Source organism: Gilliamella sp. X-57 (assembly GCF_057063565.1).
The window spans coordinates 1-13,017 of record NZ_JBXSQI010000019.1 but is presented as its reverse complement, the minus strand read 5'-3'; the positions used below and the strand labels follow the sequence as shown (position 1 = coordinate 13,017).

Genomic DNA, 13,017 nt, shown 5'->3' with positions numbered 1-13,017 from the left:
AATTTTTACATTATCGTTGAAAGTTATAATATTTTTATTGCTTTAAAAATTTTAATCTAACAATGTAAATTTAAATGTATGCCGTTGCAATAGATCTATTTATTATAGGATTTAATGACGGAATTAACCGTCATCATTAAAAGTAAAATAGACAAAATTGAAAATGGGATTAGGCATTGGCGGTTATACAATGTTTTAGATCTGTTTTTCTATGCCTTTATTTGGTTTGATCTAATATATTTTATTTCAATTACAAAGAGGCTCTTTCTAAATAAGGTGATGCTACCTGTATTATCTCTTTTTGTTTTTTGCTATTAATAATATGTAATGCTGCTTGTTCACCAATCTCATAATGAGGCAACTGGACGGTTGTTAATGGAGGATAAAATAGTTCACCCGTTCCCACCATATTATCATAACCTAACACAGCAATATCATTTGGGATATTAAATCCTTGACCGAGTAAAAATTGATAAGCAACAAAAGCGATTCGATCATTACCACAAATCAGTACATCAAAATCAGGTTTTTTATGACAATGTTGTTTCAATATATCAACCGTCATCATATATTCTTGTGCAAGGTCATCTGATAATATTGAGGTGTGATAACTGGTAATAGTATTTAAATGATAACCCGCATCGAGCCAAGCTTGCTCAACGGCTTTACGTCTGGTTTTGCCTGCTAATGTGTTTTCTGATAAATAGATACATAGTGGCTTTTTATAGCCTTTATTTATGACCTGTTGCATGGCTTGATATTGACCTAAATAGTCATCTGGAATGTAGCAAGCGAGTTGCTTTGAATCACTTATGCAGTTAGCTAATACAACATTTTTATCTAATAGCTTTTCAGGTAGTTCAACTTTTCTTAATCCCATTGTGGTATAGATAATACCGTTAGGGCGATATGACAACAGAGTATTAATGGCATGATCGGCATCTTTATCATCAAATAAATTAACAATAAAGGTATTCCATCCATGATTTTGGGCTGTTTTTTCTATGGCTTGGAGTAATTCTACTGAAAACGGTGTCATGGCGGTTTCTAATGCTAAAACACCAATAGCACAAGGTCCCGAGTTATCACCACGAATCTTTCTTGCCGATAAATCAGGCACATAATTAAGTTGCTCAATAGCTTGTTTAACGCGTTTATAGGTTTCTTTATTTAATTTGTCAGGATTATTTATTGCACGTGAAACCGTCATCAGTGAAACAGATGCTAATTTTGCAACATCTTTAAGTGAAGCCATAGTTAATCCTTTTGCTTAACAAGATAAAATGATTATCAGTCATTACTTATGGGAGATGATACCACAAATATAAATGATAAAAAGTGTGAGGAGGTTAACATTTATGATAATCGATTCTATCTATTTCGTATTAAATATGGTCATAATGTTAACATTAACATGTTAACGTTAAACTTCATCAAACTTCAACAATATAAGAGTAATAAACATGAATATGATACAAAATAGAAACTATTGGTTCTCGTCTGGTTACCTTATTACGTTTTACGCTGCGTGGTCGCTTTGGTGGTCTTTTTATTCCATTTGGTTAAAAGGTAAAATTGGCTTATCGGGCGAACAGTTAGGTATTGTTTATGCCGCGAATTCTGCCGCAGCCATGTTTTTTATGATCTTCTATGGCATTATCCAAGATAAATTACAAATAGGAAAAGCGGTAGTAACTTTTCAAAGTATCATTATGGTGCTGATTGGTCCATTCTTAATTTATGTGTATGAGCCTTTATTGAAAAATGATTTTATTTTTGGTGTGTGTATCGGCGCCCCTGTTTTAAGTGCTAGTTTTATTTCAGGTAGTGCTTTGATTGATTCGTTTATTGAGCGTATTAGTCGATTATTTGGTTTTGAATTCGGTCCTGCGCGTTTTTGGGGATCGTTTGGTTATGCGGCTGCCACCTTTGTTGCCGGTATTTTATTTAGTATTGATCCGCATATTAACTTTTGGATGGCATCGGTGGTTGCCGCTATCTTTTTAATTATTAATATTGTATTTAAGCCAACATACTATCAAGGGTCGCAGACCGAAAATAACAATACTGCTTTAACAGAAAAAACATCGACCATACCCACAATGGGTGAAATTTTCTCACTATTTGGTTTACAAAAATTTTGGTTGTTTGTCTTATTTGTGATTGGTACTTACAGCTTTTATACCATCTATGATCAGCAATTATTTCCGAATTTTTATACCAGTTTTTTTGAAAAGAAAGAAGATGGTTATCAAGTTTATGGCTATTTAAATTCTTTCCAAGTTTTTTTAGAAGCAACTTGTATGATTATTGCACCTTATTTTATTAACAAAATGGGAGCTAAAAAGTCATTGTTAGTTGCAGCACTAGTTATGATTTGCCGAATTGCATTATCAGCAACATTGGATAATGTTTATTTTATTTCATTAGTAAAACTATTTCATGCAATTGAAATTCCACTATTTATTTTGGCGATGTTTAAGTATATCGTCGGTAATTTTGATGCAAGATTATCGGCGACCCTTTATTTAGTTGGATTTAATATTTCATCCAATCTTGGTGTTATTGTGTTGTCATGGCTAGTTGGTAAATTATTTGATAATACCGGATATGCGACAACATTTTATGTCCTTGCCGGTGTTGTTTTACTGACTTCGGTGATAGCAATATTTACTTTAAGCGATGAGCAAAAATCAAAACAATAATAATTTTAAATTCGCACTAACAATAATAACAAAATGGAAACATGGAATTTCCATTTTGTTTTTTAACGTGATGATAAATGAATACAAAACTTGCTTCTAGGTTAAGTTTGCGAAACAATGTTAACAATTTTAGTTATTGTGTACAGGAACATGTCGTGAACGATGCAAAAATAGTTGTTAAACCCGAGATGTTGTGGCAAGCCATTCGACAAGAAGCATCGACATTAGTCGAAAGCGAACCAATGCTGGCGAGTTATTTCCATGCAACTTTACTCAATCATGAAGATCTGGGTAGTGCTTTAAGCTATATTTTAGCTAATAAGCTTGTTTCTCAGGTTATGCCGGCTATTGAAATTCGTGAAATTGCTCGGCAAGCATATAAAGCTGATGAAAATATTATTCAGTCCGCAATAAACGATATTCTAGCTGTCTATATTCGCGATCCAGCAACTCATTATTATTCAACGCCACTGCTTTATTACAAAGGTTTTTTATCACTACAAGCTTATCGAATTGCACATTGGCTTTGGCAGCAAAACCGTAAATCATTGGCGATTTTTTTACAAAGCCAGATTGCGATAGTGTTTGGGGTAGATATTCACCCAGCAGCAAAAATTGGCTATGGGGTGATGTTTGATCATGCGACAGGCATTGTGATTGGTGAAACCGTGGTAATTGAAAACGATGTTTCTATTTTACAATCCGTCACCTTAGGTGGCACGGGTAAACAAAATGGTGATCGCCACCCAAAAATTCGTGAGGGTGTAATGATTGGTGCGCACTCCACGATTTTAGGCAATATTGAAATAGGCAAAGGGGCTAAAATTGGTGCGGGTTCAGTTGTGTTAGATCCTGTGCCACCGCATACCACCGTTGCCGGCGTGCCAGCAAAAGTAGTGGGTTGTCCTGATTGCGATAAGCCAGCTTTAAATATGGATCAAGATCTTTAATCACTAGCAAATGATAAATAAAACTCCATTGAAAGGGAGCAATGGAGTTTTTATAAATGGCTACTTAGTATTAAGGTTTACATCCATGGTTGGATATGGAATATTAATATTATTTGCAGTTAATCCATTTTTGATATTTTCAAGCAGCTCGCCTTTCACTACACCATAATTTTCATTTAATGTCCAAACTAAAACATTAAAATTCATTGAGGAAGCATCTAACACATCTAATCGAATGGTTGGCTCTTTGGTGGTTAATATATTATTAGTTTTATCAACGGCTTGTTTTAACACTTGATAAACTTTTTGAATATCTGAATTATATCCCACATTAATCACTAAATCTAAACGTCTTTCAGGTAAACGTGTATAGTTAATAATGTTGGCACTCACTACCTGACTATTCGGGATCACAACAAGTTCATTCGTTGGGGTAACAATAGAGGTTGAAAAAATTTGTATAGAATCAATAACGCCTTGCTGGCTATTGATGACAACAGTTTCACCAACTTTAAATGGACGAAAAATAATTAAAATAACCCCAGCGGCAAAGTTAGATAGCGAACCTTGTAATGCCAAACCAATCGCTAAACCAGCGGCACCAATAACAGCAACAATCGAGGCCGTTTGTACGCCTAATTGCCCTAAAACCGCCACTAATGTTATGACAATGAAGGCATAATAAGACAAAGCACTGACAAATTTAACAACGGTCGGATCAACGTGTCGGTTGAATAATATCCGTTTTAATTGGTTGCTAATAAATCTAGCAATCGTTCTACCAATAACAAAAATAAGAATAGCAAAGCAGAAATGAGCGATATAGCTAAATACAACCCCATCATATCGTTTGATAAAGGTAAGGGTATGATTTAAGAAATCTTCAAAATTCATCTTATTATCCTCGGTAATAGGGAATAGAAATTTCTGTTAATGTGTTTTAGTGCAAAATTGGCTAAACCAGTTGTTTAACTAATAAACTCCAACGTGTATCAAAATTAGTGGTTGGTAGATATTTAAAACCTGAACGAGAATAACGCGCCATCATACCTTCACAATAAGCTAATAACTGGCTAGATAAAATCCGTTCGTCTGTTATAAAAGCCACTCCCTCACGAATTTTTCGTTCACGTAAAACTTGTTTAATTTGAGTTTCAATGCGTTCAAATAGTTGGCTAATCCGCTCTTGTAACTGTTCTTGTTCAAACATTAACGCATGACCGGTCATAATTCTAGTTAATCCCGGGTTTTTTTCAGAAAAGCCTAATATCAACGCAAGAATAAGTTGTAAACGCGTAAAGGTATTAGGCTCATCTTGAATGATCACATTAATGCGCGATAACAAAATATCTTCAATATAAACAATTAAGCTTTCAAACATTTTTGTTTTGCTTGGAAAATGTCGATATAGCGCTGCTTCAGACACACCGACTGTTGCGGCTAATTTGGCCGTTGTAATTCGTTGAGTGCCTTCATTGGATTCAAGCATTTTTGCCAATGCTTGTAAGATATCTTCTTTACGATTTTTATTTTTGCTACTCACAGTCATTTTTTACCCGAATGCCCAAATCCACCTTCTCCACGCGCTGACTCAACAAATTCATCAACAATGTTAAATTCGGCTTGTACAACCGGAACAATAATTAATTGGGCAATTCGATCGCCTGCCTCAATAACAAAAGGTGTTTGACTACGATTCCAAACGGGAACAAATAATTGACCTTGATAATCAGAATCGATTAAACCAACCAAATTACCAAGCACAATACCATTTTTTGAACCAAGCCCTGAACGAGGTAATACTAAGGCAGCCAAACAAGGATCGGCAATATGCATTGATAAGCCCGTCGGCGTTAAGATAGTTTCGCCGGGTTTGATTTCCGTAGTTTTATCGAACATCGCGCGTAAATCAATACCAGCAGATCCTGCGGTTGCATAGGTTGGGAGTGGAAATTCATTACCCAAACGTTGGTCTAATACTTTTATATCAATTTTTCTTTTCATCATGACTCGCTTTATATCGTGTTATAACAGCTTGAAGTAACTGTGTTGCTAATTGTTGTTTACTGCTTAATGGTAACGTTTGCTCACCATTTTGCCAATATAGCGTTAATGTATTTTGATCAGAATTAAAGCCGATGGTTTTGTCTGAAACATCATTAGCGCAAATTAAATCTAGATTTTTTGTGATTAATTTTTTTAGTGCATAAGTTTTGACATCATGAGTTTCTGCTGCAAATCCTACCACAAAAGGGCGATTCGTTTTTAGTGCTGCGACACTTGCGACAATATCTGGGTTTTTTACTAATTCAATAATAAGTTCGTCGTTATCGCTGGTTTTTTTGATTTTTTGTGGCGCAATTGTTTTGGCATGATAATCGGCAACCGCCGCGCACGAAATGAAAATAGTTGATTTTTGCGCGCAATTTAATGCTTCATCATACATCTGTTTAGCGCTTTTAACGTCAATTCGCTTGACACCATTTGGCGTATCTAAATGGACTGGTCCACTAATTAATGTAACGGTAGCCCCCATTTGCGCCGCCGCGTTTGCAATTGCAAAGCCCATTTTTCCTGAACTGTAATTACTAATGTAACGAACTGGATCGATTTCTTCGATGGTTGGGCCTGCTGTAATGGTAATGGATATGTCTGAAAGTACTGAAGTTGCTTTAAAATAGTGTACAATTTCTTCAACAATTGCGTGTGGCTCAAGCATACGACCTGGTCCAATATCACCACAGGCTTGGAACCCGTTATCTGGTCCTAAAATCAAGGTATTTCTTGAGGCTAATACTGATAAATTATGTTGAGTCGCCACAGCTTTATACATTTGTTGATTCATTGCTGGAGCAATGGCTATTGGTACTGGCGTGGCTAAGCAAATGGTTGATAACAGGTCATCAGCAATACCATTGGCCATTTTGGCAATAATATTGGCAGTTGCTGGCGCAATTAAGACTAAATCAGCCCATTTGGCCAGTGCAATATGACTCATAGAAAGCTCGGCCGATGGATCAAAGAGATCACAAGATACTTGATTGCCAGAAACAGCTTGCAGGGTCATTTTAGTCACAAAATGGCTAGCTGAATCAGTCAGCACGACATGTACTTGCGCACCGGCTTTTTTTAAATGGCGAACAAGATCAGGGCATTTATATGCAGCAATGCCACCTGTAATGCCTAACAAAATATGTTTACCCGATAGACTCATGATCAAGCTTCCTTCACATCAAGATGAAAGCGCTATATTACCACAATTCAGTTAGATAATAAGTAGCTCTTTTGCATTGGCTAATGTTGCCTCTGTAATTTTATCGCCACCTAATAATCTGGCTAACTCATTTAACCGTCCATTTTCATCCAATTTTTGCATATCGGTTGAGGTTTGTTTGCTATCTGTTTGTTTACTAACAAAATAGTGCTGATTTGCTTGCCCTGCCACTTGTGGTAAGTGTGTGACGGTAATTACTTGGGTCGATTGCCCAAGTTGCCTTAATAGTTGCCCCACTTTAGCGGCAGTTGGACCACTAATACCAACATCAATTTCATCAAAAATTAAAGCAGGAGTATCCATTTTTTGCGCTGTTAAAACTTGAATGGCTAAGGCAATACGTGATAATTCACCACCAGATGCCACTTTAGCAAGCGGTTGTGGATTTTGACCAGCGTTGGTGCTGACTAAAAAGATGACTTGATCGGCGCCATCTTCATTTAATCGATTTTCGTCAAAAGCGATATCGATACTAAATTGTCCATTTGGCATAGATAGTTCATGCATAATGGTGGTTACTTTTTTGGCTAAAGTTTTACTTATTGTGATCCTTTTTTGATGCAATTTAGCGGCAATGTCAACCGCGAGTTGATGGTATTTACTAATATCAGTTTTAAGTTGTTCGCTTTGTTCATCCTGTTGATTAATTTGTTTAAATTCAGCTAACAAGGTCTGATGCAAATCGGGTAATGCTTCGGGAGCAACATGATGTTTACGCGCTAAAGCAATTTGTTTAGATAATCGCTGTTCAAGCTGCATAACGCGAGCTGGATCAATCTCTAAACGTTCACTATAGTGACGAAGTTCGTAGCTAGCTTCTTTAATCTGGATGGAAGCCTCGTCAAGCATGTTACAAACATTATGTAAAGTTGGATCGAGCTCAACCAATTCTTGAACACTATTTTTAACACTACTGAGTAAATTACTGACGTTATATTCATCGGCTTCATCTAACAACATCACAGATTGTTGACTTAGATTGATTAATTGTTCACTGTTGGACAATCGTTTATATTCTTCATCAATCTGTTGATATTCAACAGAAATTGGTGAAAATTCGTTTAACTCTTTTAACTGATATTGCAAAAGTTGCATATGCGCATCACGCTCTTGCCGTGTAGTTTGGTATTGCTGGTAAGCTCGTGTTGCTTCTTTCCACTGTTTATAGGCTTGCTGCATTTGGGCGAGCAACGTGGGTTCATTCATATAATGATTTAGTAACAACTGTTGATAATCACTGCGTAACAGGCGCTGATGTTCATGTTGCCCATGAATTTGAATCAACATTTGCCCCAAATCTTTTAATTGCGAAATAGGTACCGCACGACCATTAATAAATGCTTTAGAACGCCCATCTTGATTAATCACTCTGCGTAAAATGCATTCATTGCCCTCATCAAGCTGATTTTCTCTCAACCACGCAAATGCAGCCGGCGTATCATCAAGCACAAAGCAAGCTGAAATATCAACACGATCAGCACCATGCCGAATAGATGAGGCATCAGAACGATTACCCAAACATAATCCTAATGCATCAATAGCAATAGATTTCCCCGCGCCCGTTTCACCCGTAATAGCGGTCATCCCCGTAGTAAAGTCAACAAGAAGCTGATCCACAATAGCAAAATTATTAATAGTTAGTTGAGTTATCATAATAAATTAATACATAAGGCTAGTTATAATATTGGCAGTATAGCAGTAAAAACACTGTAAATAAATACAGGTGATTGTTTTTATTTTTTCGAAATTTTGGGGGGAAAGCACACGGGGGGATTCTGCCGTATCAATATTGACAATAATGATTAAGTGCACCTCCAAAAGCAAAATTTACGTATAGTCTTAGTCAAGATATTCCCACTTTGTGTGCATAAAGGAAACCTAACTTTAGGTATTTCGGGTTTTATCAATACGCAGCTTCCCATTATATTAAGTAAGCGTTATTTATATGAAATCGTAACAAATCCACCTATGCGGTATGCAATATTTTTATATGATTTACAGTTGATTCATCAAAATGATTGAAAGGAATCGTGGTTATGGTGATTTCTTATTATAATATTGTGATTAAATTTAATTCAATGAAAGGTTTTACTGATGACTTATTTTATGTAATAATTTTGCCAATCATTATAATTAAAATGACTAAAAATAAAAGGTTAGCTTTTATGGATAAAATATTTTCTAATCAAGCTACGCCCAAATATTTAGGGTATGTCTATCAAGTTTTAATTGCTATTGAATCTTATTTTAATGCAAAAAAGAACCAAACTATTTGGTTAGAATGCTATGGTGATATATATGATGGTACTACTATTATTGAAACTAAAAGTCATTTAGAACATCATGATTTAACAAGTAATTCTGTAGATTTCTGGAAAACATTATATAACTTTTTAAAAGAAAATACTGATACTGTTGAATATTTCATTTTACATACCACCTCAGATGTGCCTATTGAGTCAATTTTTTATAATTGGAATGATAAAAATGTTAAGGAAAAATATGAAATTTTAAAATCACATAGTCCAGTGAGTACTATACAAAAGTACTATGATTTCATTTTTTCCGATAAGTTAAAAGTTAAACTTAATTCCGTTCTTGAGCGATTTTCAATTAAATCATCTCAGGAATCAGTTGAAAATAAATGGAATAATTTAATAAAGGATGGTCGACTTATTCATCATTTTTGTAAATCTAAAGAAGATGCATTACATTGGCTATATGGGCAATTCAATAAACAAGCAATTATTGAACATAAAAAATGGTGCATAGATGTTAATGATATGGATGAAAAACTAACATTATTTTCTAAAGTTTTTAAAAGAGAAAAGATCCCATTTCCTTTTGTATCTCAAAACGAAATACATTTTGATATTAAAGAGTGCAAATTTAAATTCATTAACGAGTTAGAAAAAATAAAATTAAAAAAAAATGGCTATTTTAACTGCTGTTTCAGATTACCTTCGTGCACAAAATAGCCATATACAATTAATAAATAAATATGCAGATACTCTTTCTAATATTTTAGAAAATCATAATGAAACTATTTTGGATCGTTTAAGAAATAAAAAACAGAAACATGCAGAAAATATTCAAGAAAAAAATATTAATAGCGAGGAGCTTTTATATTTTTCTAGGCAACTTTACCATGATTGTGTCGGGAATACTGAAAAAATAGATATCCCAAATGTCAGTGATACAGGAATGTATTATCAGAATGGTAGAATACATCACAATGTTGATGAAGAAAAATTTTCTTGGGTATTTAATGACGAGGATATTACATGAAAATCGGTCGACTAGCTAATGCAATTTATTCTCCCCCATGGGTTGCAGAGCTTTTACATTATTTCTTAAGTGGAGCACAATCAGTAAAAGCTGAAGGCATTAAATTAGAGCTTATTTATATGGTTTTACCATTTATCTTTAATGAAGCAATTCGAAACCGTTTAATCATTTCAAGATCTAATTCAAATATAAATACAACATTTTTTAATAATGTATCATTAGACTTAAAAAACGCCTTAGCAGAGCAAAATGACCAATACCTAAGATTTAAGAATACAACACAAAATGGTTTGATTTACTTAAGCAATTTTACTCAACTAAAGTTTGACAAATATATTTCAATATCAAATCCATTATTATATAAAAATATTTCAAATAGTAAAAAAGATTACATTAAAGCAGCTTACCAATTAGGAATTATATTGGCTAAAGAGGACTACCTTACTATTTTTTTAAAATTTAGGATAACAAATTTATGAAGGCAACATTAAAAAGTATTGTTCTTTTTGCTAAGGATGGTAGAAAAAGAGAAGTTTCTTTGGAGAAAGGACTAAATGTAATAACTGGTGATTCAAAAACAGGGAAAAGTGCTCTTTTAGAAATAGTTGATTATTGTCTTTTTGCTTCACGTTCAACAATTCCTGTGGGTAAAATAACTGAATTTACTTATCTATATTCAATTGTATTAGAGTTTAAAACATGTTTTATTGTATTAGCTAGACCAAATTGGAATAGTGAGTTTAGAGCAAGTGAATACTTTTCCATTGAATCTGATGCAACTTTTCTTGATTCTTTTGATTTAAGTTATTTTAATCATAAACAACTTCGTCCTTTTAAAGAAATTCAAAAAGAAACTGAAGAACAATTTGGGTTGTTTGTATCCGATACAAGAGTAAGCAAAGATACAGATAGAAGGCTAGCTGGTAAAGTATCCATAAGAAATACGATATCTTTAATTTTTCAACATCAAAACCTGATTGCAAATAAACATAGTTTTTTTTATCGATTTGATGATTTTTATAAAAGAAAAGATGTTATCTCTCAATTTCCTATTTTTTTAGGTTGGGTTGATGGTAAATATTATGCTTTAAATCAACGTTTAGAAAGATTAAATAAAGAGTTAAAGCAAAATACAAGAGATAAAATTAGTAAAGAAAAGAAGTTAGTAGAACAATTATACAAATTAAGAATGCCTATTTTACAATATTATCAAGCATTGGGATTAGTTTTAGAAGATAATGTTACTATTGATGAATTAAAAAAAATTGCCAAAGAATTACCAGGAATACCCCAAAATATTTATGAAAATAGCGATGTTGCAGAAACACTAGAGAACTTAGAAGAACAACGCATAAAATTTAGAGAGCAGCTAAGTGAAACTAATAAATTAATAAAAAAAATAGATAATAATGGTAGTGAGCTTTTCACATATGAAAAGAATATAACTAGAATAATAGATTCAATTCCTGAAAAAAATGATCACACCAATTATGAATGCCCTTTATGTAATAACCATGTGAATGAAGTTAATAAGCGAGTCGAGCTAGCTCATTTGTCAAGAATTGAGCTATTAAAGGAATTAAGGAAAATAGTATCTTATAAAAGTGATAATACAGAACATTTATTATTGCTGATAGAAAAAAAAGATGAATTAAAAAATAAAATCCGTGAAATTAATGCTCAAATTAGAAACCTACAAGAAACTTTAAAAGAAAATAATAAACATAGAAGTTTACGCGATAGTTTATTGGTATTGAAGGGAAGAATTCAAATCGTCTTAGAACAAATTCAAGAAAAACCAACATTAGGGGAAAACTTTTTTGATGTTATAGGTTATGAAAAAGAAATTAGAGATATAAAAAAACAATTAAAAATATATAATTTAGAACAAAAAATTGATCGCGCCAATTATTTTTTAAGTGAAAAAATGACATCTATCAGTCAGCAATTAGATTTTGAGAAAGAGTTGCAACCAGGTAGAATGTATTTTAATTTAAAAGATTTTGAATTTTATTATAACCACAATAACGAAAAAATAAGATTGTCTGAGATGGGAAGTGGAGCAAACTGGCTAGCTTGTCATCTATCTTTATTTCTCGCATTATTGCATTTAATTTGCAAAGAAAACTCTTCAATGCCAGCATTCCTTTTTATTGATCAACCAAGTCAAGTTTATTTTCCAAGAGCAATTACGAAAATTACTTCTTTGGAAGAAGGTGCTGATCCTGAAAAAACATTTGATGAAAATATCATTCAAGTAAAAAATATATTTAATGTTATCCTCAGAGAAATTCAGACTATAAAGGATGAATATAATGTTGATACTCAAGTAATATTACTGGAGCATGCAGATGAGCCTGAATTTGATCAGTTTGTAAGAAAACGTTGGACAACGGATGGTAATAAATTAATTTAACGACACATGGTTATGAAAAGGGCAATATCAATTGTCCTTAATTTTTCCAACAATACTTTCCATCGTAATCGCCAAAATTTTCGCAATTGAAACGCCTTTTCTTAGTAAAGCATTAATTTCAATGTAAATATGTAACTATCCCCTAAAATAGTACAGCAAAAAAGTAGAAAATTCTCTATGATAAAAGTAAAGGGGATTTAATTATGAAAAAAATGACTGAACATCAAATCGTCGCTATTTTAAAAGAAGCTGAAGCTGGTATTCCTGTCAAGGAACTCTGTCGTAAATATGGCATGGGGAATTCAACTTTCTATAAATGGCGGGAAAAATACGGCGGAATGGAAACTTCGGACATCAAACGCTTAAAGGAGCTGGAGGCCGAAA

General features: G+C 33.5%; 13 protein-coding genes. 7 read left to right on the top strand and 6 right to left on the bottom strand.

Features of this window, described 5'->3' with window-relative positions; all coding sequences use genetic code 11:
• Positions 1 to 250: 250 nt before the first annotated feature.
• Positions 251 to 1,255 (bottom strand): LacI family DNA-binding transcriptional regulator, encoded by a 1,005-nt coding sequence (locus ACYIAL_RS09535; RefSeq protein WP_483751537.1) that lies wholly within the window; start codon positions 1,253 to 1,255, stop codon positions 251 to 253.
• A gap of 208 nt (positions 1,256 to 1,463) precedes the next feature.
• Between ACYIAL_RS09535 and ACYIAL_RS09530 the strand changes: the two genes are divergently transcribed.
• Both ACYIAL_RS09530 and cysE read left to right on the top strand, forming a co-directional pair.
• A complete protein-coding gene (locus tag ACYIAL_RS09530) occupies positions 1,464 to 2,705 on the top strand; it encodes an oligosaccharide MFS transporter (protein ID WP_483751536.1) in 1,242 nt (413 codons plus the stop codon).
• A gap of 188 nt (positions 2,706 to 2,893) precedes the next feature.
• Positions 2,894 to 3,655: a serine O-acetyltransferase gene (gene cysE, locus ACYIAL_RS09525; RefSeq protein WP_483751567.1), complete on the top strand. Its 762-nt coding sequence runs from the start codon at positions 2,894 to 2,896 to the stop codon at positions 3,653 to 3,655.
• 60 nt (positions 3,656 to 3,715) lie between these two features.
• Here cysE and ACYIAL_RS09520 read toward each other — a convergent pair whose 3' ends face one another.
• The 5 genes from ACYIAL_RS09520 to recN all read right to left on the bottom strand — a co-directional run bounded on the left by ACYIAL_RS09520 (position 3,716) and on the right by recN (position 8,582).
• Positions 3,716 to 4,549 (bottom strand): mechanosensitive ion channel domain-containing protein, encoded by an 834-nt coding sequence (locus ACYIAL_RS09520; RefSeq protein WP_160431415.1) that lies wholly within the window; start codon positions 4,547 to 4,549, stop codon positions 3,716 to 3,718.
• Between the two features lie 61 nt (positions 4,550 to 4,610).
• Positions 4,611 to 5,204 carry a nucleoid occlusion factor SlmA gene (slmA, locus tag ACYIAL_RS09515; RefSeq protein WP_065637987.1) on the bottom strand — a complete coding sequence of 198 codons (594 nt, stop codon included), beginning with the start codon at positions 5,202 to 5,204 and terminating at the stop codon, positions 4,611 to 4,613.
• A complete protein-coding gene (gene dut / locus ACYIAL_RS09510) occupies positions 5,201 to 5,659 on the bottom strand; it encodes a dUTP diphosphatase (RefSeq protein ID WP_483751566.1) in 459 nt (152 codons plus the stop codon). Before dut ends, slmA begins: the two co-directional genes overlap by 4 nt.
• The gene (coaBC, locus tag ACYIAL_RS09505; protein ID WP_483751535.1) at positions 5,643 to 6,869 is read right to left on the bottom strand and encodes a bifunctional phosphopantothenoylcysteine decarboxylase/phosphopantothenate--cysteine ligase CoaBC; all 1,227 of its coding nucleotides are present in this window, start codon (positions 6,867 to 6,869) and stop codon (positions 5,643 to 5,645) included. The genes dut and coaBC overlap by 17 nt, the downstream gene beginning before the upstream one ends.
• A gap of 51 nt (positions 6,870 to 6,920) precedes the next feature.
• Positions 6,921 to 8,582: a DNA repair protein RecN gene (recN, locus tag ACYIAL_RS09500; protein WP_483751534.1), complete on the bottom strand. Its 1,662-nt coding sequence runs from the start codon at positions 8,580 to 8,582 to the stop codon at positions 6,921 to 6,923.
• A 383-nt stretch (positions 8,583 to 8,965) separates the two neighbouring features.
• Between recN and ACYIAL_RS09495 the strand changes: the two genes are divergently transcribed.
• The 5 genes from ACYIAL_RS09495 to ACYIAL_RS09475 all read left to right on the top strand — a co-directional run.
• Positions 8,966 to 9,907, top strand: coding sequence for a hypothetical protein (locus tag ACYIAL_RS09495; protein WP_483751533.1), 942 nt, complete (start codon positions 8,966 to 8,968; stop codon positions 9,905 to 9,907).
• On the top strand, positions 9,861 to 10,217 hold the full coding sequence (locus ACYIAL_RS09490) for a hypothetical protein (RefSeq protein WP_483751532.1): 357 nt from the start codon (positions 9,861 to 9,863) through the stop codon (positions 10,215 to 10,217). Before ACYIAL_RS09495 ends, ACYIAL_RS09490 begins: the two co-directional genes overlap by 47 nt.
• On the top strand, positions 10,214 to 10,696 hold the full coding sequence (locus ACYIAL_RS09485; RefSeq protein ID WP_174796435.1) for a three component ABC system middle component: 483 nt from the start codon (positions 10,214 to 10,216) through the stop codon (positions 10,694 to 10,696). The genes ACYIAL_RS09490 and ACYIAL_RS09485 overlap by 4 nt, the downstream gene beginning before the upstream one ends.
• Complete coding sequence (locus ACYIAL_RS09480; protein WP_483751531.1) at positions 10,693 to 12,633, top strand: DUF3732 domain-containing protein; 1,941 nt, start codon at positions 10,693 to 10,695, stop codon at positions 12,631 to 12,633. The genes ACYIAL_RS09485 and ACYIAL_RS09480 overlap by 4 nt, the downstream gene beginning before the upstream one ends.
• 203 nt (positions 12,634 to 12,836) lie before the next feature.
• On the top strand, positions 12,837 to 13,017 hold a 181-nt coding region (locus ACYIAL_RS09475), incomplete at its 3' end, for a transposase (RefSeq protein ID WP_255306853.1).